The 22,790-nt window shown below is 65.2% G+C and carries 19 protein-coding genes and 1 riboswitch; of the genes, 5 read left to right on the top strand and 14 right to left on the bottom strand.

The window, feature by feature from the left end; translation table 11 throughout:
• Positions 1 to 8: 8 nt before the first annotated feature.
• The 3 genes from thiE to OVA12_RS19030 form a co-directional block, all read right to left on the bottom strand.
• Complete coding sequence (gene thiE, locus OVA12_RS19020) at positions 9 to 650, bottom strand: thiamine phosphate synthase (protein WP_268140088.1); 642 nt, start codon at positions 648 to 650, stop codon at positions 9 to 11.
• On the bottom strand, positions 637 to 1,440 hold the full coding sequence (gene thiM / locus OVA12_RS19025) for a hydroxyethylthiazole kinase (RefSeq protein ID WP_268140090.1): 804 nt from the start codon (positions 1,438 to 1,440) through the stop codon (positions 637 to 639). The genes thiE and thiM overlap by 14 nt, the downstream gene beginning before the upstream one ends.
• A gap of 173 nt (positions 1,441 to 1,613) precedes the next feature.
• Positions 1,614 to 1,709, bottom strand: a riboswitch (TPP riboswitch).
• A 68-nt stretch (positions 1,710 to 1,777) separates the two neighbouring features.
• Complete coding sequence (locus tag OVA12_RS19030; protein WP_268140092.1) at positions 1,778 to 2,167, bottom strand: hypothetical protein; 390 nt, start codon at positions 2,165 to 2,167, stop codon at positions 1,778 to 1,780.
• Between the two features lie 301 nt (positions 2,168 to 2,468).
• Between OVA12_RS19030 and OVA12_RS19035 the strand changes: the two genes are divergently transcribed.
• The 3 genes from OVA12_RS19035 (at position 2,469) to OVA12_RS19045 (ending at position 6,193) form a co-directional block, all read left to right on the top strand.
• Positions 2,469 to 3,398, top strand: a complete 930-nt coding sequence (locus OVA12_RS19035) for a glycine--tRNA ligase subunit alpha (protein ID WP_442793924.1) — start codon at positions 2,469 to 2,471, stop codon at positions 3,396 to 3,398.
• A gap of 276 nt (positions 3,399 to 3,674) precedes the next feature.
• On the top strand, positions 3,675 to 4,232 hold the full coding sequence (locus tag OVA12_RS19040; protein ID WP_268140096.1) for a LemA family protein: 558 nt from the start codon (positions 3,675 to 3,677) through the stop codon (positions 4,230 to 4,232).
• Positions 4,233 to 4,243: 11 nt separating this feature from the next.
• Positions 4,244 to 6,193: a DUF2207 domain-containing protein gene (locus OVA12_RS19045; protein ID WP_268140098.1), complete on the top strand. Its 1,950-nt coding sequence runs from the start codon at positions 4,244 to 4,246 to the stop codon at positions 6,191 to 6,193.
• A gap of 5 nt (positions 6,194 to 6,198) precedes the next feature.
• Here OVA12_RS19045 and OVA12_RS19050 read toward each other — a convergent pair whose 3' ends face one another.
• Positions 6,199 to 7,764, bottom strand: a complete 1,566-nt coding sequence (locus tag OVA12_RS19050; protein ID WP_268140100.1) for a putative bifunctional diguanylate cyclase/phosphodiesterase — start codon at positions 7,762 to 7,764, stop codon at positions 6,199 to 6,201.
• Positions 7,765 to 8,254: 490 nt separating this feature from the next.
• Between OVA12_RS19050 and glyS the strand changes: the two genes are divergently transcribed.
• Positions 8,255 to 10,339 (top strand): glycine--tRNA ligase subunit beta, encoded by a 2,085-nt coding sequence (glyS, locus tag OVA12_RS19055; RefSeq protein WP_268140102.1) that lies wholly within the window; start codon positions 8,255 to 8,257, stop codon positions 10,337 to 10,339.
• Positions 10,340 to 10,496: 157 nt separating this feature from the next.
• Complete coding sequence (hisC, locus tag OVA12_RS19060) at positions 10,497 to 11,552, top strand: histidinol-phosphate transaminase (protein ID WP_268140104.1); 1,056 nt, start codon at positions 10,497 to 10,499, stop codon at positions 11,550 to 11,552.
• A gap of 135 nt (positions 11,553 to 11,687) precedes the next feature.
• On the opposite strand, the gene OVA12_RS19065 is transcribed toward hisC, so the two are convergent.
• The 10 genes from OVA12_RS19065 to OVA12_RS19110 all read right to left on the bottom strand — a co-directional run bounded on the left by OVA12_RS19065 (position 11,688) and on the right by OVA12_RS19110 (position 22,743).
• Positions 11,688 to 12,899: a cell wall hydrolase gene (locus OVA12_RS19065; protein ID WP_268140106.1), complete on the bottom strand. Its 1,212-nt coding sequence runs from the start codon at positions 12,897 to 12,899 to the stop codon at positions 11,688 to 11,690.
• A gap of 236 nt (positions 12,900 to 13,135) precedes the next feature.
• Positions 13,136 to 14,122 (bottom strand): NUDIX hydrolase, encoded by a 987-nt coding sequence (locus tag OVA12_RS19070; RefSeq protein WP_268140108.1) that lies wholly within the window; start codon positions 14,120 to 14,122, stop codon positions 13,136 to 13,138.
• 19 nt (positions 14,123 to 14,141) lie between these two features.
• The gene (locus OVA12_RS19075; protein WP_268140110.1) at positions 14,142 to 14,648 is read right to left on the bottom strand and encodes a tyrosine phosphatase family protein; all 507 of its coding nucleotides are present in this window, start codon (positions 14,646 to 14,648) and stop codon (positions 14,142 to 14,144) included.
• A 54-nt stretch (positions 14,649 to 14,702) separates the two neighbouring features.
• Complete coding sequence (locus OVA12_RS19080; protein ID WP_268140112.1) at positions 14,703 to 15,365, bottom strand: HD family hydrolase; 663 nt, start codon at positions 15,363 to 15,365, stop codon at positions 14,703 to 14,705.
• 34 nt (positions 15,366 to 15,399) lie between these two features.
• Positions 15,400 to 16,296: a CAF17-like 4Fe-4S cluster assembly/insertion protein YgfZ gene (gene ygfZ, locus OVA12_RS19085; protein ID WP_268140113.1), complete on the bottom strand. Its 897-nt coding sequence runs from the start codon at positions 16,294 to 16,296 to the stop codon at positions 15,400 to 15,402.
• Between the two features lie 264 nt (positions 16,297 to 16,560).
• The gene (locus OVA12_RS19090; protein WP_442793925.1) at positions 16,561 to 17,256 is read right to left on the bottom strand and encodes a class I SAM-dependent methyltransferase; all 696 of its coding nucleotides are present in this window, start codon (positions 17,254 to 17,256) and stop codon (positions 16,561 to 16,563) included.
• On the bottom strand, positions 17,249 to 18,535 hold the full coding sequence (locus tag OVA12_RS19095) for a DUF3419 family protein (RefSeq protein WP_268140115.1): 1,287 nt from the start codon (positions 18,533 to 18,535) through the stop codon (positions 17,249 to 17,251). The genes OVA12_RS19090 and OVA12_RS19095 overlap by 8 nt, the downstream gene beginning before the upstream one ends.
• Before the next feature lie 410 nt (positions 18,536 to 18,945).
• The gene (locus OVA12_RS19100; protein WP_268140117.1) at positions 18,946 to 20,208 is read right to left on the bottom strand and encodes a L,D-transpeptidase family protein; all 1,263 of its coding nucleotides are present in this window, start codon (positions 20,206 to 20,208) and stop codon (positions 18,946 to 18,948) included.
• 308 nt (positions 20,209 to 20,516) lie between these two features.
• Positions 20,517 to 21,854 carry a dihydroorotase gene (locus OVA12_RS19105; protein WP_268141434.1) on the bottom strand — a complete coding sequence of 446 codons (1,338 nt, stop codon included), beginning with the start codon at positions 21,852 to 21,854 and terminating at the stop codon, positions 20,517 to 20,519.
• A 130-nt stretch (positions 21,855 to 21,984) separates the two neighbouring features.
• Positions 21,985 to 22,743: a hypothetical protein gene (locus tag OVA12_RS19110; RefSeq protein ID WP_268140119.1), complete on the bottom strand. Its 759-nt coding sequence runs from the start codon at positions 22,741 to 22,743 to the stop codon at positions 21,985 to 21,987.
• Positions 22,744 to 22,790 lie beyond the last annotated feature (47 nt).

Here is a 22,790-nt window from a genome sequence, read left to right on the forward strand (position 1 = left end):
GTCGTGATCTACTCGGCCGCCAGCACAGCTGTTTCGTCCCACGCGAGGCGCAACCGGCGTGCGGCCTCTTCCGGGTCGCCATCCGAAAGGATTGCGGACACCACCGCCATGCCGGCGGCCCCCGCTGCCCGGATTCCGGCTGCATCGCTGGCGGTCAACCCGCCAATCGCGACGGCGGGCAGGGTGGAGGTGGCACAAAGCTGCGCCAGCCCTTCGTATCCGATCGGGGCCGCGTGGTCCGGCTTCGTCCGGGTCGGATGCACGGGGCCAACGCCGACATAATCCACATCCGCCGGATCGAACCGGCCAAGGTGACCAGGCTCGGACACCGAGACGCCAATGATGGCGTTCGGTCCGAGCATCTGCCGCGCCTCGGCCGGGGTCATGTCGCGGGTGCCGATGTGCACGCCGGCCGCACCGATCATCCGTGCCACTTCCACCCGGTCATTCAGCAGCAATGGGACACGCAGCGGATCAAGCCGGGCCTTCAGCCTGCGGGCGAAGTCTGCCACCACCGCATGCGGGGCGGTCTTGTCGCGCAGCTGCACCAGGCTGACGCCTCCCCGGACGGCAGCGATCACGTCGTCTTCCAGGCCAGGACGCCGGACTTCGTCGGTCACGAGATACAGGGACAGGTCAAAGCGGCGCATTGGCAAACTCCACATGAGCAAGGCCATCCAGCTGGGACGGCGTCAGCTCGTTGAGGGCATTCAAGAAACCGGTGGCGAAGCTTCCCGGCAGGGGATAGGCCTCGCCAGCCTTCTGCCCGGCGACTGCGTAATAGGCGAGGGCTGCGACTGTTGCGTGAAAGCGATCCTCGGCACTTCCTGCAAAGGCCGCCACAACACCGGTTAGCGCACAGCCGAGTGCAGTGACCTGCGTCATCAGCGCCGTACCGTTGTGGATCCGGGCCAGCCGTCGTCCATCCGTCACCAGATCGACAGGTCCGGTCATGGCAACGATCCCCTTGGTCGCCCTTGCCAGCGCGACGGCCGCCGGCTGTGCCGTGGCAACATCATCGCCGCTTTCCGGTCCCCGGGAGGCGCTCTCCCGGCCTGCCAGCGCGAGGATTTCCGAGGCATTGCCCTTGATCAGGATGCCAGGCACCAGTCGGGCGAGCCGTGTGTTGATCTCGCGGCGATAGGTGGTTGCACCGGCTGCGACCGGATCAAGCACAAGCGGAATGCCGCGCTGCCCGGCAACCAGCGCAGCTGCCTCCATGGCCGCCACCCAGTCGGGTTCGGGTGTGCCGGTGTTCAGTGTCAGGGCCTGCGCAAGGCCAGCAAACTCTGCGGCCTCTTCCCCGGCATGCACCATGGCTGGCACAGCCCCGGCCGCAAGCAACACATTGGCCATGGTCTGCATGGCCACAAAATTGGTGATGTTCTGCACCAACGGACGCCGCGCCCGCATGGCGGCAAGGTGATAGCCGCACGTCATTCCTCGTCCTCACGGCAAGCGGGATTCAGGACGGCGGAAAGGCGCGTGCAGCATGCCATGTGTCCCGGCCGGACAGCGAACGCCAGTCCGCTCACCGGGAAACCACGGTCGACACCTGTTCTGTCTGAACGTGTTCTGTGTGCCCGTGTGCTGTTTGCACGTGTACTGTTTGCAAGGTGCTGCAAACGACTTCCTCCGCCGGCATGACCCGGTTCAGGTTCAAAGGGTTCATCTCAGCCCCCGGTTGTGGGGCGCCCCTGTCGCAAGCAAAGTTATAGGCGGGGATCAGCAGCAGCGCAAGGGGCTTGTCCTTGCGCTGCCGCTGGAGTCGTTCGATTCAGCGGATGAATTCGAGCGGGCGGAAACATTCCCGCTCGTTGACGATGAGGCCATTCGGCCACTGGATCCAGCGATCCTGGCAACGTTCGCTTTCGCGGATCGGGATCGGCTTGCGCGGTTTGCGGGGTTCGCGGTTCGGCACATGCGTCACCACGTGGGTGCGCGGGCCGGATGTCGCTGCCTGCTGGTCCATGCAGCTGCGCGACGCGCAGATGATCGGCGCGCTGTCCGGGTTGCCGCTGTCATTGGCCCCCTGGGGGCCAGAGCCGGAAAAGGACGAGGTGTTGCTGCTCTGGTTGTTGCTGCTGTGCGTCTGGGCAGCCGCCAGGCTGGCGCTGGCGATGAGGGCGGCACTTGCAATGACTGACAAGAAAACGGGGCGGATCATGGTGTTCTCCTCTGGTTGCGGGTTCCTCACCCGCCGATCCGGCTGCACCTTGCTGCGGCCGGTGAAATGAAGGTGACGTAACGTCGCCCGGCGCGATAGAGGGGGGGAAGCCGGAAGCCGACAAGGTGTGATCCGCACCACGTTTGTGCGGGCGATTTTTGCAAATAAGCCGGTCCTTACCGCCGCCCTTGACCTTGCCAGCCGCCCGTGGCACCTGTCCGGCCAAATATCTGCGGCTTTGGCCGCCCCTCCTTTCGCAATCGGGAACCGCCCCATGTCGAACGAAGCCATCCCGGCCCACATGCGCCCTGAGAACTCCTTCCAGGGTCTGATCCTGACCCTGCAGCGCTATTGGGCGGATCAGGGCTGCGTCGTGCTGCAGCCCTATGACATGGAAGTTGGCGCCGGTACGTTCCATCCGGCAACCACGCTGCGCTCGCTCGGGCCCCGTCCCTGGAAGGCGGCCTATGTGCAGCCCTCGCGCCGTCCCTCCGATGGCCGTTACGGCGAGAACCCGAACCGCCTGCAGCACTATTACCAATTCCAGGTGATCCTGAAGCCGTCGCCGGAAAACCTGCAGCAGCTCTACCTCAACAGCCTCTACGCCATCGGTCTCGACCCGACGCTGCATGACGTGCGCTTCGTCGAGGACGACTGGGAAAGCCCGACCCTGGGCGCCTGGGGCCTTGGCTGGGAATGCTGGTGCGACGGCATGGAAGTGTCGCAGTTCACCTACTTCCAGCAGGTCGCCGGGTTCGAGTGCTCGCCGGTCTCGGGCGAACTCACCTATGGCCTCGAGCGTCTCGCCATGTATATCCAGGGCGTCGATAACGTCTACGACCTGAACTACAACGGCCGCGAAGGCGCCGAGAAGATCACCTATGGCGATGTCTTCCTGCAGGCCGAGCAGGAATATTCCCGCCATAACTTCGAACACGCCGACACCGAACTCCTGTTCCGCCACTTCCGCGACGCCGAGGAAGAGTGCCGCCGCCTTCTGGCTGCCGGTGCTGCGGCACGCGACGCGATCGGCGCGGATGTGCACCAGATGGTGCTGCCGGCCTATGACCAGTGCATCAAGGCCAGCCACGCCTTCAACCTTCTGGACGCGCGCGGCGTCATTTCGGTCACCGAACGCCAGAGCTACATCCTGCGCGTCCGTGAACTCGCCAAGGCCTGCGGCGCCGCCTTCCTCGAAACCCGCGCCGGCGGCGTCGGCTACGAAGGCTGATTGCTGGCATTCTGGGCAGGGCCATACTCTCCGCGGTCATCCCCGCCCTGTGCGGGGATCCATACCATATCGGCCAGTCCTGAGTTCGTTGGGGGATCCCCGCACAAGGCGGGGATGACCGCCAAGGACGGAGCAAGCTTTCGTGCAAACGTCAGGCATGGTCCTGACCGCCGCCACAATTTGCTCCAGGGCACACACCAGCATCACCACGGATGACATCTGCAGCGTCAGGCGATAGCGTCACGCCGGGATTTGGTCTCGCCTGGAGAAGCCGTCATGGGGTTCTGGATTGTCATTGCGGCACTGGTTGCCGCCACGCTCTATCTCATTGCGCTCTACAACGGCCTCGTGAAGAAGCGGCAGATGGTCGAGGAAGGCTGGAGCGGCATCGACGTGCAGCTGAAGCGCCGGTCCGATCTCATTCCCAACCTCGTCGAGACGGTCAAGGGCTATGCCAGCCATGAGAAGGCCTCGCTCGAGGCGGTCACCGAGCTGCGCACGGCGGCGTCGCGTGTATCGCCCGGCGACATCGCCGGCCGCGCTGCGGTCGAAGGCCAGATTTCCCAGGCCCTCGGCCGCCTCATGGCCGTCGCCGAGGCCTATCCCGACCTGAAGGCCAGCGACAATTTCCGCGAGCTGCAGGCGGCGCTCGACAAGGTCGAGGACACGTTGCAGATGGCGCGGCGCTACTACAACGGTGCCGTGCGCGGCCTCAACGTCATGGTCGAGAGCTTCCCGTCCAATCTGGTCGCGGGCAAGTTCGGCTTCACCAAGGCGGAGTATTTCGAGATCGAGGACCCGGCCGACCGCGCGCTGCCCAAGGTCTCATTCTGACAGGTCCCGCCATGCGCTTGCTCTCGGCCTCGCGTCTTGCCGCGTTTCTCGTTTCGCTCACGGTGCTGATGCTGGGCACGCTCCTGCCAGTGACTGCGGCGGAGCGCATCATCCGCTTCACCTCGACCATCGCCGCCAGCAGCGACGGCAGCCTGCGCGTGACGGAGGTGATCGAGGTCCAGGTGGAAGGCAAGCAAATCCAGCGCGGCATCTTCCGCGATGTGCCGCTGCTTTTCGAGATGGAAGGCGGCCGCATCGCCCGGGCGGGATTTGACCTCGTCTCCGTCCAGCGGGATGGAGAGGATGAGCCCTATCAGGTCAACTCCAGCGACAGCGGCGTGCGCATCCTGATCGGCCAGGAAAGTGTATTTCTGGCGCCCAGACGCTACACCTACCGCATTGTCTATGACACCACCCGTCAGATCCGCTTCTTTGGCGAGGCCGACGAGATCTACTGGAACGCCACAGGGAATGAGTGGGCCTTCCCGATCGATCAGGCAACCGCCCGCGTGGTGCTGCCGGAGGGTGCAAGCGCGCTGGACTGGACCGCCTACACCGGTCCCTATGGCGCCGATGGCACCGACTACGCCGCCTATGTGGAGAACGGCGGGCAGGCCGTCGTCTTCTCCACCACCCGGCCGCTGAAGGCTGGCGAAGGCCTGACAGTTGTCGTCGGCGTCGACAAGGGCGTCATTGCCCCGCCAACCGAGACACAGGCGCTGCTCTACTATCTGTCCGACTTCCGCAACGAGATCTTCGGCGGCGGCGGCATCCTGATCGTGCTGGTCTATTACACGCTGACCTGGTGGCGCGTTGGCCGTGATCCGAAGCCGGGCGTGATCTTTCCCCGCTTCGAGCCGCCACAGGGCCTGTCGCCGGCGCTGGTTCACTACATCGTGCAGCGCGGCTTTTCCGATGGCGGCTGGCGCGCCCTGACGGCGGCCTGTCTCAATCTTGCCGTGAAGGATTTCATCCGGCTCGACACCACGGACGGCGCGCTGCGGCTGGCTGCCGTCGAAGGCGAAGCCGCTGCCAAGGGCGAGCTGGCACGCAACGAGGCCGTAACGCTGAAATGGCTGCGCGGTCGGGGCGGAGAGGTGGCCATCGACAAGGCCAACGGCGAGGCCGTTTTGAAGCTTGGCCAGCTGTTCCGCACCTCGGTCGAGCAGGATGGCCAGGACGCCTATTTCCGGCACAACACCGGCTTCCTGGTCATTGGCGTGGTGCTCAGCGTGCTCACTGCGGCCTCGATCATCTTCTTTGGCCGAATTACTGAAATCGACATGATCCTGCTTGTGCCGGTCGTGGCCGGCGCCGGCTTCGTCAGCCTTGTCGCCGTCCGGATCGGAAAGGCCCTGAAACGCCGGGCATCCCTGTCCTCGCGCCTGTCCGCCGTCTTCCTCAGTTTCGCCATTGGCGCTGCCATCTATCTCGGGATCGGTCACGCCAACCTGTCAAAGGTGACGGATGCGCCGCTGTTACCGCTGCTGGCGGCGCTGCTGCTGGCGGTCAACTATCTGTTCTTCCGCCTGATGGGCGCACCAACCGCGCTTGGCCGCCAGGTGCTCGACGAGATCGAGGGCCTGCGCATGTATCTGGAGGTGGCCGAAGCCGAGCGCATGAACATGGACGGCGCGCCGCTGATGAGCCCTCAGCACTTCGAAACGCTGCTGCCCTATGCGGTGGCGCTGGACGTGGAGGAGCCGTGGTCGGAGGCCTTCGAGGTCTGGCTCGGCACGGCGGCCGGGGCGGCAGCTGCGGCCAGCTATCATCCGCACTGGACCAGCGGCAGCTTCGATCCCGGCAGCATCGCCCGCGACCTTGGCGGCACGGTGGACGCGATGTCCTCGTCCTTCACCAGCTCGCTCCCGGCCCCCAGTTCCTCCAGCTCCGGATCATCCGGCGGTGGCGGCGGCTTTTCGGGCGGCGGTGGCGGCGGCGGCGGCGGTGGCGGCTGGTAACCGGGTCAGCTGATCGAGCTGCGGCGGCTGGTGCCCGCAGACTTGTCGGCGAGGTCCTTGGTCGCCCCTCGCAGGTCTTCGCTGGGCGACAGGGTTTCGATCAGCCGCTGCACATCCGTGCCCGGGATCGCGGCGGAGAAAAGGAAACCCTGGCCGAACCGGCAGCCTTCCGTGTTGAGCACGTCGCTCTGTTCGAGCATCTCGATGCCTTCGGCGACCGCTTCAATGCCCAGCCCCTGTGACAGTCCAAGGATCGCCCGCACGATGGCCGCGCTTTCCGGGTCGCTGGACATGCGGGCGACAAAGGACTGGTCGATCTTCAGCGTATCGATATGGAATTCGCGCAAGTAGCGCAGGCTCGAATGCCCCGTACCGAAATCATCCAGCGCGATACGGATTCCCACGTCGGACAGCTGGTCCAGGATTTCCTTGGTGGCCTTCGGATCGCGCACCAGCGAGTTCTCGGTGATCTCCAGTTCCAGCCTGCGCGGATCAAGCCCTGATTGTCCGAGGATGGAAACGACCTTCAGCGGCAGCATCCGGTCCTGCAGTTGCACGGGCGAGATGTTGAACGAGAGATACATGTCCTTGGGCCAGGTCATGGCCTGGGCGCAGGCGCAGGTCAGCAGATGCTCGGTCAGGTCCGGCATCAGGCCGCAGTCTTCCGCAATGGCGATGAACTGTGACGGCGGAACCGTCCCGAAATCCCGGTCGGTCCACCGCGCCAGCGCTTCGAATCCGACAATCCGGCGTGTCTTGAGGTCGAGGATCGGCTGGAAATGCGGCTCGATGGCCTTGGACGCAATGGCCACGCGCAGGCGTTGCTCCAGCAGCGTCCGATGCAGGATTGCCGCGTCCATCTCCACCTCGAAGAAGCGGAAGGTCGCCCGTCCCGATGTCTTTGCCCGGTACAGGGCAACGTCGGCGCGGCGCAGCAGCTCGACGATGGAATAGCCATTGTCCGGGAACACCGCAATGCCGATCCCGGAGCTGACCGTTACCTGCCGCTCTCCGAGAACGAAGGGCTCCTGAATACGATTAAGCAGCCGACGGGCAATGCCCGTGGCTGCGTCCTTGTTCTCCAGGATCGGGGTAACGATCGCGAATTCATCGCCGCCGAGACGGGCCACCAGCCCTTCATCGCCGACGGTTTCCACAAGCCGGCTTGCGAATTCCCGCAGGAGTTCATCGCCGAAGCTGTGACCGTAGACATCGTTGACTGGCTTGAACCCGTCCACATCCATCATCATGACGGCCCGGTGTTGATCGGGATCCAGCAGATGCACCATGGCGGGGAAGGCTTGTTCGAGGCGTCTCCGGTTTGGCAGGCCGGTCAGGGCATCGTGCTGGGCAAGTGCCATGGCCTCTACGGCCGCCGCTTCCTGGCGCTCTGCTTCCTGGCGCAAAAGCCGGATCCGCCACAGCGCAAAGGCGACACCGCCGGCAATCGCCCCCGCCACAAGTGCAAGGGCAAGGTCTGTAATCCAGAGCGACGACCCGGAGCGCAGCCGCAGCTCACCAATGCGTGGCAGCAACCAGAAGGCGGCAAACGTAGTCGCAAATGCAAGCATTGGTATAAAAAGGGCAACGATCGCTCGTGAAAGCGATCTGTTCCTTACCACCAATGCCCACCACCAATTCTTCAAGTTCATGATACCGCACAGCCCGCATCCTCATTCCTGTGTAGCGACTTTTTCTTGCGAAACAGTGAAGTGCTTCATCCGTCATTTTGACGAGACATTAATTCTGCGGCGCCCAATATTAACTGTGCGCTGCAGCAGATGGCGGATTACTTGGATCTTGAGAGTCCCGTTCTGGGGCGGTCCACATCTCGGGTGGGCTTTACGATTCGCGCCAGAGCCGGAATTGACACACTGCACCGGCCGCTTTCTGGCGAATCAGCAAGGTGTCGGCAGCGCGCGCAACCCGGGCCTGCTGCATCCTGCAATGCAGGGGGTGACAACGGCCCTTCGAATTGGTAACGGACACGGCCGGTTTGTGCCGCGCGCGCCGGTTCTGGCAGCGCGTGGTTTTCTCCTCTAGCGAAGGCTTTGCACCACGATGCCCGATCTCCTGCTTGAGCTGTTCAGCGAGGAAATCCCCGCCCGCATGCAGCGGCGCGCAGGCGAGGACCTCAAGTCGCTGCTCACCAACGCGCTGGTTGAAGCGGGTCTGACCTACGAGGGTGCCAAGTCCTTCTCCACGCCGCGCCGTCTGGCGTTGCACATCGCCGGTCTGCCGGCGGCGTCCAGCCCGACCCGCGAAGAGAAAAAGGGCCCGCGCGTCGGCTCGCCCGACCAGGCGATCCAGGGTTTCCTGCGCGGCGCCGGCCTTGCCTCGCTGGACGAGGCCACCATCCAGAGCGATCCGAAGAAGGGCGACTTCTATATCGCCGTGATCGAGAAGCCGGGCCGTCCGACGGCGGAGATCATCGCCGAGGTGATGCCGGGCATCATCCGCACCTTCCCCTGGCCGAAGTCCATGCGCTGGGGCTCGGGCTCGCTGCGCTGGGTGCGTCCGCTCAAGTCGATCATCGCCACCTTCGGTCCGGAAACGGAAGAGCCGGACATCATCGACTTCGAGGTCGATGGCATTCGCGCCGGCAACATCACCCGTGGTCACCGCTTCCACGGCAATGAGGACTTCACTGTCCGCCGCTTCGACGACTACATGCCGAAGCTTGAAAAGCACAAGGTCATCCTTGATGCCGACCGCCGCAAGGACGTCATCCTGCATGACGCCCGTAACCAGGCCATGGCGCTGGGGCTGGAACTGGTCGAGGACGAGGGCCTCCTGGAAGAAGTCTCCGGCCTCGTCGAATGGCCGGTCGTGCTCACCGGCACGTTCGAGGAAGAGTTTCTGACCATCCCGGACGAGTGCATCCGCCTCACCATCCGCGCCAACCAGAAGTGCTTCGTTTTGCGCAATCCGGCCACCGGCCGCCTTGCCAACCGTTTCGTGCTGACCTCCAACCTGATCGCGGCCGATGGCGGCACCACCATCATTGCCGGCAACGAGAAGGTCATCCGCGCCCGCCTGTCCGACGCCCGCTTCTTCTGGGAAACCGACCTGAAGACGAAGCTGGAGGACAACCTCGCCAAGCTCGACGGCATCGTCTTCCACGAGAAGCTCGGCTCGCAGGGCGAGCGCGTGAAGCGCCTTGAGGCTCTTGCGGCAGACCTCGCGCCGTCCGTCGGTGCCGATGCCGATCTCGCCCGCCGGGCTGCGCGCCTTGCCAAGGCCGATCTCGTCACCGGCATGGTGGGCGAGTTCCCCGAGCTGCAGGGTCTGATGGGCCGCTACTACGCCACCCACCAGGGCGAGCACGCCTCCGTCGCCACGGCCATCGAGGACCACTACCGGCCGCAAGGGCCGTCCGACCGTGTGCCGTCCGATCCGGTGGCCATCGCCGTCGCGCTCGCCGACAAGCTCGACCTGCTCGCGGGCTTCTGGGCCATCGACGAGAAGCCGACCGGCTCCAAGGACCCCTTCGCCCTGCGCCGCGCCGCCCTCGGTGTCATCCGCATCATTCTCGACAACGGCCTGCGCCTGAAGCTCGGCGCGCTGATCGAGGGCATCATTGCCGCGCGCGTCGGTGCCGGCGCTGCTGCTGCCCTGCGGGACGACCTCCTTTCCTTCTTCGCAGACCGTCTCAAGGTCCATCTGAAGGAGGAGGGCGCCCGTCATGACCTGATCGACGCCGTCTTCGGCCTTGGCGGCCAGGATGACCTGCTGATGGTCGTGCGCCGCGTCGAGGCGCTGGGCCGGTTCCTCGCCACCGAGGATGGGGTCAACCTGCTCGCCGGCTACAAGCGTGCGATGAACATCCTCAAGGCGGAAGAGAAGAAGGACGGCGCTGCCGTCTCCGGCCGCCCGCAGGCGGATCACTTCCGCGAACCGGCCGAGATCGCACTCGCCAGCGCCATCGACACGGCCCGGGCCGGTGTGGCCGAGGCGCTGAAGGGGGAAAACTTCGAGGCTGCCATGGAGGCGCTTGCCGCCCTGCGCGGTCCGGTCGATGCCTTCTTCGCCGACATCCTCGTCAACGCCGACGACGCGGCTCTGCGCCTCAACCGTCTGCGCCTGCTCGCCGAAATCCGCGACACCGCCGGCCTCGTCGCCGACTTCTCCCGCGTCGCGGGCTGACCGCGACCTGAACCTGGCTCAGGCCTCTCCGCTCCCCTTCCCGTCGTGGGGGGAGCTGAGAGGAGAGGCTGAGCGGCTTCGAATGCAGCGCGGGTCCCTGGGGGGCTTGGGTGTCAACGCGGCTATCCGTTTCGTCAGCAAAAGGGAGCTGTAGAGAATGAGCCGTTTCTGGTCCTCCGCAGTGCACGCACTGGAACCCTATGTGGCTGGCGAACAGCCAAAGGTCCCAAACTTGGTGAAGCTGAACACCAATGAATGCCCTTACGCTCCCTCCCAGCGCGTGCTGGATGCGATAGCTGCCACAACAGACAACCGTCTTCGGCTTTATCCTGATCCGGCGTCTGCCGATCTTCGTCAGGCAATTGCCGCCCGCTTTGGCCTGACATCGGAAGAAGTGTTCGTTGGCAACGGATCGGACGAAGTGCTGGCCTTCGCTTTTGCTGGCCTTCTCAAGCACGACGCGCCGCTCCTCCAGCCGGACATTACATATAGCTTTTACAAGACCTATGCGCGTCTGTTCGGCATCACAGTCGAAGAAATCCCGCTTGATGCCACATTTCGTGTCGATGTATCGGACTACAGTCGTCCCTGCGGTGCCATCATTCTTTCCAATCCCAATGCACCAACCGGAACCGCCCTGCAGCTTGAAGAAATTGAAAAACTCGTCGTAGGCCATCCCGATCAGGTCGTGTTGATCGACGAAGCTTATGTGGATTTCGGGGCCGAGACCGCCGCTTCACTTATTCCGCTACATGAGAATCTGCTGGTTGTGCAGACATTTTCCAAGTCCCGGGCGCTCGCAGGCCTGCGTGTTGGTTTCGCGCTTGGCCAGCGGCCGCTGATCGAGGCATTGGAGCGGGTGAAGGACAGCTTCAATTCGTATCCCTTGGACAGGCTTGCGCAGGCGGCTGCCAAAGCCGCGATCGAGGACGAGGCCTGGTTCCTGGAGACACGTGGCAAGGTCATCGCCAACCGGGACATGATCACAGCGGAGCTTCGTTCGCGCGGGTTCGAGGTTTTGTCCTCTTCGGCCAATTTCGTTTTCGCACGCCACCCGGCCCATCAGGGGGCTGATCTATCGAAGCGTCTCCGCGAGCAAGCGGTCTTAGTGCGCCACTTCAACAAACCTCGCATTGCCGACTTCGTCCGCATCACCATTGGCGCAACCGAGGAATGCCGTCAGTTTCTGAGGGCAATTGACCAAATAATATGACGGGTGGAAATCCGCGGTACCGCCGGCCTCGTCGCCGACGTCTCCCGTGTCGCGGGCTGACACCGCCAATTCGCTGCAACGCCCCTCTCCCCCTCAAGGGGGGAGAGGTTCAGCCTCGTGCCAGACTGCCAGTCCTCAGTCCCACGCCCCGGCATAGGTCTTGTAGAACAGGTGCAGGCCGATCTTGCCGCGCTTGGACATCTGGCTGGCCCAGCGGGGCCGCACATAGGTCGCGTGATAGTGGGTCGAGGCGTCGACCACCTTCAGATACTGCGTCCCGGCCACGAGTTCCTTGGCCAGCCGCTGCGCCCGGGTCCAGGGCGCGCCTTCGCTCACCCGGTCGGGAATGGTGTCACAGGCAAAGGAGAACTGGCAGCGGTTGCGCTTGTGCCGGTTCTGGTAGACCACCTCGCAGATCGTGTCCGGATAGGCCGGGTTCTTCACCCGGTTGAGCACCACCTGGCCAACGGCAACCTGGCCTTCCTCACTCTCGCCGCGCGCTTCGAAATAGATCGCTTCAGCCAGGCACCGCAGCTCCTTGGCCTCATGCACGGAGGCCGGCAGCGGGCGCTGGGCCCACCAGTGCGGGTTTTCCGGGTCTTCCGGCGGCGGCAGTTCTTCCTCATATTGCGCGCCAAACAGGGCGTTGAACGGGTCGCGGGTGTCTTCCGCCGTCTCCGGCGCATAGGCCGAGACCAGCGAGAAGCTGGCGGCGGCAGCATTGCGCGCCATCATCACCTGCTGCAGGTCCATCGGTGCCGCATCGCCCGGCTTGCCGCGCCGGTTCGTCTTGGAAACAGCGGCAAGCTGCGTGGTTTCCGCCTGGCTCATCGGCTCCGGCTTGACGAAGGCGACGCGCGGCAGCTCTTTCTGCGTTTCGGTGCCGATCAGGCTGGCCAGCGCATAGACCGATCCGGACGCCTGTTCCAGCATCGCCCGGTCCGGTGCCATGGAAATGTGCCGGTCGCCCTTGCGGTCACGGTTGATGCGAATTTCCTCCGGCACTTCGGTCGGCAGCGCGTCCTTCACCACCTTGTCGAGGCCACGGATGGCCCCGCTCTGGATGCCCTGTTCCGCCGTCATCACCGACGGATCGGCAGAGGCGGCGCTCGCACCGGCCAGCACCAGCGTCGGCGCAATGACGGTCGGGGCCGCGGAGGATTCCAGCGAGGCCATCCACTCCGGCCGCTGGCCGCCCTGGGTGGCGACAAGGTCGGATACGTCCTGCAGGGCAAGTGGCTGGGACAGCGCCAGAAGCGCGAAGGGCGTCAGCGCGAGGGCATGACGCAGCCGGTAGCGCCGGCGCGGCCGGACCGGCTTTCCGCAAAGATACACGGGGCCAAACATACGCAACGCCACTCCGACAGGCCCGGTCATGCCGGGGGCAAATGTTAAGAGGGGCTTTCCCCCTTCATCTGCCTTCACTGTGCCGGCTTAACCTTGAGGTTCGGTTAATGGCCCGCGAACCCAAGGCTTCCGCTGCGTCGTTTTTGCGATTTGCGAAAGTCAGGGTTAAGGCGCAAGGCCGCAAAAGCCGCCACCGCGCCGTCTGTCAGCTTGGCACCTGTCGCAAATCGGGATGGTCAGCGCCCGCCGACGCGCAGGCCGGGAGCGGGGCGCTCTTTCAGCACCTCGCGGCGGAAGCGGAACAGCGCCGCCGGGCGTCCGCCGGTTGCCGTCGATGTCGCGCCCGTCGGCTCCACCATCTCGGCGTTTTCCACCAGCCGGCGGAAGTTCTGCTTGTGCAGGTGCCGGCCGAAGATCGCCTCGACGGTCTGCTGCAGCTCGGTCAGGGTGAAGGTGTCGGGCATCAGCTCGAACACCACCGGACGGTATTTCAGCTTGCCGCGCAGCCGGGACAGGGCGGTGGCCAGCACCCGGCGATGGTCGAAGCGCATCGGCCGGCCGAATTTCGGCAGGTCCGGGCAGGCCAGTGCTTCCGGCCGCCGGTCGCGCACCGCTTCCTCGACGAGACCGGCCGAGTAGAGCAGTTCATAGCGGTCCAGCGCCCGTTCCTCGTCCCAGGCGCTGCCGTCCTCGCCAAAGGCCAGGCGAATGCGCTCCTCGCGCTTCAGCCCGCCCACCGGCAGCCGGTCGGGCGTCCTGTCCGTCACGGCCCGCAGCGCCGGCAGGATGTCCCGGTCCAGCAGGGCAGGGCGTCCGTCGCGCCAGTCTTCCCAGGGAAAGAAGTCGTACCACGACCGCCAGGACGAATGATGCCGCGCCAGCACATCCTCGCTGTCGGCGCTTTGCCGCGTCAGGGCGAGATAGCCGACGGACACGATATGCGGGCTGGTGTCCCCCGCCGTCATGTGCCGACCCCGGTCACCGAAGGTGTACAGCTGCTCGACATAGCCAATGCCGAGCGCCGTCTGTTCCTCGACCCAGGCCCTCAGGCCGATCTCGAAGGTGCGGTGATGCAGCGGATCAAAAGGGCCGAAGGGCAGCCCCTCCGGCTCGTCGCCGCCCGCCCCGGTTCCAGCAACTGCCAGCACCTGCGGCACCGTGCCATTGACGGAAACGATGACAGCATTGAGCCCGATTTCGATGGTGGCGGTGCCAGGGGTCATCTCGGGCCGCGTCTCCATGTCAGCCGACCGGCATCTCGAACGGGGTGCCTTCAAAGGCATCTGCACCGCGGCCAATGGCGCGCACGCCGTCGATCATGCGCCCGTCCCGTCCCAGGATCTTGTCGGCAAAGGCGACGAGGCGCGCATTGGGTGTTGCCGAAGGCGCGCGGCGGCGCAGCTCGGCCGCCAGTGCCTGCTCGTCCGCGCCAGGGTTCAGCGTGCAGGCGGCAATATAGGCACCAGCTGTGGAGCGGCTGATCCCGGCCCAGCAATGCACCACCAGCGGCCCCTGCCAGTCCCAGCTGCGGATGAAGCGGATCAGCTCGGCCACATGCGCCTCAGCCGGCGGCACGAGGCCCTCGACTGGCGCCACGATGTCGTTGAACCCCAGGAACAGATGCCGGTCCGCTGCAATGCGCAAGGGGCGCGGCACGGCCGTATCGGCATTGATCAGGCTGACCATATGGGTCGCCCCGGTCCGCTCGACCGTCTCGTTCAGGCGCGAAAGGGAACACACATGCAACATCGTCACGTTATCCGGTTCAGCCAGCCTCAACCCTAACTGCTTCGCAGTCAGAGGTCATCGTCCGCTGCTGCGTTTTTTGTTGGCAGTTGCCGCCGAGACAAGCTCTTCGATCGCCGCAAAGCGGGCGATGAAGTCGGCTTGCGCCAGCGAGGCCGGTTGCGGTTCGAGGCCAAGGCGCGGGGCCTCCGCCAGTCCGGTGCCGAAGCCTTTCGGCCGGCCGAAGATCCGCGCTGCTTCCTCGTCGTCAAAGCCGGCCAGCTCCACCGCCTCGAAATAGGCGCAGACGATATCCGCCTTCTTTGCCAGTTTCTTGACAGCGTCCGGCACCTTCGCCGGCAGCCCGAACCGCAGGTGAATTGCCTCCTGCAGCCGGCCCTCGACCAGCTTGTAATCGCCGCCCATGACCGCCTTGAACGGGGAGATCATGTCGCCGATCACATATTCCGGCGCATCATGCAGCAGCACCGCCAGCCGCCAGTGCGGCGCCAGATCCGGCTTCATCGCCAGCGCGATGTCCTCGACGATCAGCGAATGCTGCGCAACGGAAAATGCATGGTCGCCGTGCGTCTGCCCGTTCCAGCGCGCAACGCGGGCAAGCCCGTGCGCAATGTCCGACAGCTCCACATCCAGCGGCGAGGGATCCAGGAGGTCCAGCCTTCGGCCGGACAGCATGCGCTGCCAGGCGCGTTTGGGAAGGTCAGGTCTGTCGGCAGCCATGCGAGGGATATCCACGTCAGGAGGGGAGGGGCCGTCAGCCTTCCGCGGCCGCGCCCTGCGGCCAGCCAAAGCGGGCAAAGGCAGGCAGCGACACGGTCAGCCGGGCGGAACCGCAGGTGAGGTCGGCGTCGTTGTCGAGGGCGGCCTTCACCTTGTCAAGGCGCAGCAGGGCCAGCCCCTGATTGCCTGTGGAGGAGCCGAGCGTGCCCAGCTGCTGCTCTCCGGCCATCACCGGCGTGCCGGCCGCCGGCAGGCTGGACGAGCCCGTCACCTGGATCATCCGCTTGCGCGCCGTGCCCCGGTGCTCCATGCGCGCGACGATTTCCTGGCCGACATAGCAGCCCTTGCGGAAGGACACGCCCGCCAGCTGATCCATGTCCACGTCATGCGGGAACACATCGCCGAGGTCGAAGTCCTCCCCGGACTGCGGCACGCCGAGGGCAATCCGCAGGGCGGTCCATGCGGCCTCGTCCGAGGGGGCAGAGCCGCAGGCCGAGAGGGCCTCGACAATGCCGTCCATCGGGGCAATCAACCGCAGGCCCAGCTCGGCCAGGCGCGGATCATTGGCCGCCACCGCGCCGTCGGGCAGCGCCGCCGGCCCCGTACCGCCCCAGCAGACGGCCACGGCGTGGCTTTCGCTGAGATCGGCAATCACCACTTTCGCCCGGAGCCTGTAGAAGGTCAGCCGCTTGGCAAGGTCGGCGGCTGCCGTCCGGGCGACGTCAATCAGGAACCCGTCCGTTGTGCGGAACACCAGAAAGTCGAACAGGATCTTGCCCTGTGGGCTCAACAGCGCGGCAAAGGCCGCCTGTCCCGGCTCCAGATGTTCCACGTCGCTGGTGACAAGGTTGTTGAGGAAATGCACGGCATCCGGCCCGGTCAGGCTGAGAACTCCGCGGCTTGGCAACAAGGCATGGCGGGCGTCTGGCATGGCGGCTCTCCGGGAAAACACGTAAACGGCTCAGTCCCTTGGAGATAGCCCCGCAGGCGCCGTCCGGCAAGCCTTGAGGCCTGACGGGCTGCCTTGTCTCTTTAGCCAGGACGATCATCGGACTTGAAATCGGAAGCTGGTCGCAACGACACCAAATCCAGCCGAGGCCTCTCTGCTCCCCTCCCCCCTCGTGGGGAGGGGTTGGGGGTGGGGGGCTCAATCAGCAGACCTGTCCCAGACGAAACTGCTCGCAGCAGCCCCGCCTCAGTCCTTGCCGCGCTGCAGTTCCGCCCAGACGGCATAGCCACGATAGAGCGTGCCCGTCGCGGCGGTTGCGCCATGGCGCGAGGCCAGGCCATTCACCACCTCGGCGGTGTCAGCGCGCGGGGACACGTGGAACTTCGTTAGCCAAGCGAACAGCAGCGCCTTGAACCAGCGCGGCAGCCGGTCCTGCTGGCCGAAATCGACCAGGGACAGCGTGCCGCCGGGCGCCAGGGCCTTCAGGCCTGCCGTCAGCGCTGCCTGCCAGGGCGGGATCATCGACAGGGCATAGGAGAAGAACACCCGGTCGAAGGTCGCCCGCCCGAACAGCGCTTCTGCGTCAAAGTCGGTCGCATCGGCGGAGGCCAGCCGGATCCGTGACGACAGGCCGGCGCGGGCAATGTTCGCCCGCGCGGTCTCCAGCATCTCGGCCGAGATGTCGAGGCCAAAGAACTGCGCCTCCGGATGGCGGCGGGCAGCGGCAATCAGATTGCGCCCCGTGCCGCAGCCCAGTTCCAGCACGCTGCCACCGGCCGGCGGATCGAGCCGGTCGATCAGCCGGTCGCGGCCCAGGAGGTAATACTTGCGCGTCAGGTCGTAGAAATGGCGCTGGTGGCGGTAGACCTGATCCATCAGCGCAGCCGCTTCACCGGTCTTGCCGGCCTGGCTGCTCTGGCTCGAGCCCGTCGGATTATCCATTGTAGACATAGAGGTGGAAGCCTCCATAGATCGACGAACGGTCCTGACGGCCGAGTTCTAGGCTGCGCGCCTCTTCATAGGTCCAGCGGTCCAGAATGTCGTCGGCAACGCGGCCCGGCAGCAGGGTCGGCTCGGCGGCGGTGCGGAAGATGACGCGCGCGCCCGGCCGGGCCGTGCGGGTGATTTCGGACCACAGCGCGTTGAGCTGGTCGTCGGTCATCCAGTCCTGGGCATCCAGCAGCACATAGGCGTCCAGGCTGTCCTCGTCCTGGCCTTCCAGATGCTCGGTGAAGGAGCGGTTGATCACAGTGACCCGGTCGGCACGGGCACGGATCGTCTCGAAATGCTCGCGGCGCAGATAGGGCGGCAGCGGGCCGGCTTCGCCGGTTCCGGACGCAACTGGTGCGCTGGCCGAGCCGCCGGCGTTCGGCGCATAGCCGCGGTTGAACGCCTGCCAGGCGAAGTAGTTGTCGGAGAGCTTGAAGTCGCAGGCGAGCTTCTGCAGCCGCTGCTTCAGCACGTCGGACATGCTGCCGGTCGGGCTGGCGGACACCAGCGCCTCATACTGGGCTGGCGGAATGCCGAGACCATAGAGCGACATCTTCTTCGACGTCGCCCAGCGGACCAGCCGCTTGTCGAACAGCGGCGCCAGGGCGGTGTCGAAATAGCTGCGCTGCTCATCCAGCGTCCGGGCGCGCACGAAATGCTTCGGATCGATGCCATAGAGCTTGGCAATGAAGTGCCCGGCGCCGATGCAGTAGCCCAGGAGGCCGTGATGATAGAGGTCGCGCGAGAACAGGGTGATGCGCTTGCGGCCCCAGCCGGTCAGGTCGCGGCCTTCCCAGTAGGCGCGGCTTTCCTCGTCCAGATTGCGCTTCAGGAAGCGCTCGTAGGCAGCGATGTTGCCCTTTTCGTCGGCTTCACCGAAGAAGCGGTAGAAGCTGTCGTAGTTCGGCAGATGCTGCGCGGCGGCCAGCTTCAGGCGGCCAAGGGCAACATGGGCCCGGTTGAGGTCGACAGCCGTGATCTCGGCCGGATCTGCGGTGAGGTAGGACATCACGTTGCAGCCACCCGACGAGATGGTGACCATGCGCGAATGCGGCTTCAGCTCCAGCGCCTGCATGTCGACATCCGGATCCTCCCAGATCTGCGGATAGACAAGCCCCTTGAAGGCGAAGGTGAACAGACGTTCCAAGAGCCCGTCCTTCGACGTGGCGCTGGACCGGTGCACGGCTTTCTTCAAACGGGCCTTGGAGGCCTCCAGAGTGCTGGCGGGCATGCGCTCCTCCTCATCTTCCGCATCAACTGGCGGATGAACGATCCTGTCCAGCGATTCCCTCGCCGGATAAGGACCTCACGTGGGGGGAGCGTTACTTGAGCTTGACGACAATTGGGTGACGCCAGGGGAACCTTGGCCCTTGGCACGACGGCAAGGGTTACATGTTGCCCGGGCCCTACTCCGTGTCACCCCGGCCAAGCGCAGCGCGAGCCGGGGCCTACTCGCTTGCAGAGCCTCAATTTATGCGTGATGCCGAAGACCGGGCGATAGGGACAGGCTGCGTCCATGGAGCAACAAGGTCACTGCTCTGCGAACGAGTAGGCCCCGGGTCTTCGCTTCGCTGCGCCCGAGGTGACGCCGAGGCTTTTTTTTACCCGCTCCGCCGCCCGCCCCCCGGCGGCGTCTGCTGCTCAGCGCGTGGTCACGACGAAGTCGGTGCCAAGGCCGGTGTTGCGGGCAAAGCTGCGGTCGGTGACGATCAGCGAGGAGCCGGGCGTCAGCATCAGGCCGATGTCGCGGGCGACCGATTTCGGCAGGCTGACCCGGTCCAGCACCGCTTCCGGCGACAGGCCAGGACGCGCCTCGGCATTGACCGCGACCCAGTTGACGTTTGCCGCATCCTTGTCGAAGCCGAGCGCGGTGAAGATCATGGTGCCGAGGGGCAGATGCGGATCCTTCAGCGCCACCGGGGCTTCATAGATGTCCTTGAAGTCACGGCGGATGCGCAGGACGGCGGTCAGCGTTTCGTCCTCACCGGTCTCCCGGTAGAGCGCCCGCAAGAGGCCGGTCGTCATGTTGCCGGTCACCGGCAGGTCCGCGCCTTCCTGGAACAGGCGAATGGCGTCACGTGTCCGCTTGCCCATCACACCATCCTCAAAGCCGGCATCGAAGCCGAGCTTGTTGAGGAGCGTCTGGGCCCGGTGAACATCATTTCCAGCCGCTTTCGGCGTGATGATCATGCGCAGCGGCTTGTCGGACAGCGCCTGGTTTGCAGGCACCTTCGCCGGCTCGATCGAGCCCGTGACGATCGATCCGCGCAGGCCCGAATCCGAGGCGACGATCGGCAGGTCCAGGCTGGCAACAGCGGTGCCGGCCTCATAGGGCTGCGGCAGGGCGGCATGGCGCACCGAAACCGGCTCAACCGGCGCGTCGGTGATCACCACATGCGCGCCGCGCCCGGTCATGCCGAACAGCGACTGGGCAAACTCCATCGGCATGCGGACGCAGCCATGCGAGGCCGGATAGCCCGGCAGCTTGCCCTGGTGCAGGGCGATCCCCGACCAGGTCAGGCGCTGCATGTAGGGCATCGGAGCGTTGTCATAGATGTTGGAGAAGTGCTTGCGGCGCTTTTCCAGGATCGAGTAGACGCCCGTCGGCGTGCTGTGGCCCGTCTTGCCGGACGAAATAGGTGACTGGGCCACGATCTCAAGGCCACGATAGACCGTCATCGACTGGGCCTGCAGCGACACGACGATATGCAGCGGATCTTCGGCCCCGGCTTCTGCAGCAGCGGGCTGCGCCGGTGTCCCTGCGACGGCCTGCAGCTTGTCCGTTGCCGGGCCAGACTTGACCGTCGTCACCTTGCGCTCGCTCGCACCTGCGTCTGCGACCGACATCAGGCCGACGAACGCGGCGAGCGCCAAGGCCAGCGCCTGCGCCAGGATCTGCGCCATCCCCGATGCCTTCCGGTGGTCAGGCACAGACGCCTCGACCCGAGCAAGACTGCGGCAGTTCGCCGACGCTGAAAATTCGCCTGTGACCATGACCTCGAGCCTCGCGTTACAAATGACAGGTGCAAGCCCGACCCGGACCCTAACGAAGTCCCGTATAATTACCGTTAGGGAACAGGGTTACTGAAGCATGAGAATTTGAGTGATCCCGTTCATAGCCACTTAACCGGCTGCCCACTGTGGCATCCGTCACAAATTGCGCAAAATCACGTTTGGCGATGCGTTCCCGGTCCATGCCGCCGGGCAGGGGATCACACCTGCGGCAACGCGTCCTGGAAGGTGATGACCTCACCGGTGGAGGGAGCTGTCAGCTCGCCCTGCCACATGACCTTGCGGCCACGCACGAAGGTGCCGACCGGCCAGCCGGTGACGGTGACCCCGTCATAGGGCGTCCAGCCGGCGCGGGAGGCGATCCATTCATTGCGGATGGTCTCACGGCGCTTCATGTCGACAATCGTGAAGTCGGCATCATAGCCGACCGCGATGCGGCCCTTGCGGGCGATGTTGAACAGCCGCGCCGGGCCGGCACTGGACATGTCGACGAAGCGCTCCAGCGTCAGGCGGCCGGCGTTGACGTGGTCGAGCATGGTCGGCACGAGCGTCTGCACGCCGGTCATGCCGGAATGGGAACCGGGATACTCGTGATCCTTTTCCTCGCGCGTATGCGGCGCGTGGTCGGAGCCGAGAATGTCGGCAATGCCCTGGCTGACGCCCCACCACAGCTTCTCCTGATGCGCCAGATCGCGCACTGGCGGGTTCATCTGGGCATAGGTGCCAAGGCGCTCGTAGCAGTCAGGCGCATGGAGCGTCAGGTGATGCGGCGTCACTTCCACGCTCGCAACATCCTTGTGGTCGGCGAGATACTCCATCTCCTCGCCGGTCGACAGGTGCAGCACATGCACGCGCTTGCCGAGGCGGCGGGCCAGTGTCACCAGGCGCTGGGTCGCCAGCAGGGCCGCAGTCTCGTCGCGCCACACCGGATGCGAACGCGGATCGCCCGGCACACGCTCGCCCATGCGGGCGCGCAGGCGCATCTCGTCCTCGCAGTGGAACGAGGCGCGGCGGGTAATCTGCTTCAGGATCTTGGCGAGGTTCTCGTCGTCCTCGACCAGCAGGTTGCCGGTGGACGAGCCGATGAACACCTTGATGCCCGCTGCCCCCGGCAGCTTTTCCAGCGCCGGGATCTCCTCGATGTTCTCCGCGGTGCCGCCGACAAAGAAGGCAAAGTCGCAGTGCATGCGGTGATGACCGGCGGCGACCTTGGCAGCCAGCGTTTCGGCAGAGGTGGTGTTCGGGTTGGTGTTCGGCATCTCGAACACGCCGGTGACACCGCCCATCACAGCCGCGCGCGACCCGGTCTCCAGGTCTTCCTTATGCGTCAGGCCCGGCTCGCGGAAATGCACCTGCGTGTCGATGACACCGGGAAGGATGGTGAGCCCGGCGCAGTCGATGCGCTCGGCTGCCACTTCCGAGCGCAGGTCCCCGATCAGCGAAATACGGCCACCGCGGATGGCAACATCCCGGATCGCCGCCCCGTCCTGGTTGACCACTGTTCCACCGGTGAGGATGAGATCATGCGGCTTTGCCATTTGCGGGGCCATTGTCGGGTCTCCGTTCTGTTGGATGCGGCCAGTCGGTCCCGGCCGGAGCTGGCGGCTTCATAAGCCGGGCCGGGCTTCGGGTCCACCAGTTTCGCCGGGTAAGGAGCGTCCCGCCCGCTTACTCGCCGGCGACGAAATAATGCATGGTTCCATCCGGGCCAATGCCCACCCGATAGAACAGCCAGGCCCCGTAGGAATCCATTTCGGCAAAGTCACCGGCCGTGACGATCCGGTACATCTCCACCTTCTGCTGCGGGGTCAGCTTGTCAAAGGGGTAACGGGCAAAATACGGCCAGACGTACATTTCCTGGGCCGTGCCGGCATCCATCTTGACCCAGCCCGCTTCCAGCACATCCAGCAGGATCGCCAGGATCTCCGCGCCGTTGCCGTCGCCCGAGCTCTCCTTCAGGAAGGTGATCGGATCGCCGATCTCGGTCAGCGACAGGGTCGGCATCATTTCGTTGCCTTCCAGCACCATGCGCATCTTTTCGATATCGCCGGAGCGCGCCGCCTCCATGAGCTGCTCGCGCATCCGCGCCACTGGCGCAGGCAGGCCGTCCGTGCCGTATTTCACCTCCGGAACCGGCAACTGGTTCTGGGCGGAAGGCTTCTCGTCCAGGTCCTGATCCTCGGCGGGGGCAGGCGTGGTGTCGGCGGGCGGCGTTGCCGGCTGCTCGGTTGCAGCGGGCGGCGCTTCGCTTGCCGGGATCTGCGTGCTGGTTGCGGGATTGGCACCCGTTACAGGCTGCGGCGGCTCAACGCGGATCGTCTCCGTGCGCACGGTTGCAGCTTCTGCGGTCGTTGACGCCTGACCAGACAGGGCCGCGCCGCCGAGCGCTGCGCCAGTGAGAAGAAGAGCGAGGCGGACACGTCCCATGTGCGGCAGTCTCGAATCCGGTTTCGGTGCCTCTACATACACACAGC

The sequence above is a fragment of the Pannonibacter sp. SL95 genome (genome assembly GCF_026672425.1).
Lineage (GTDB): Bacteria > Pseudomonadota > Alphaproteobacteria > Rhizobiales > Stappiaceae > Pannonibacter.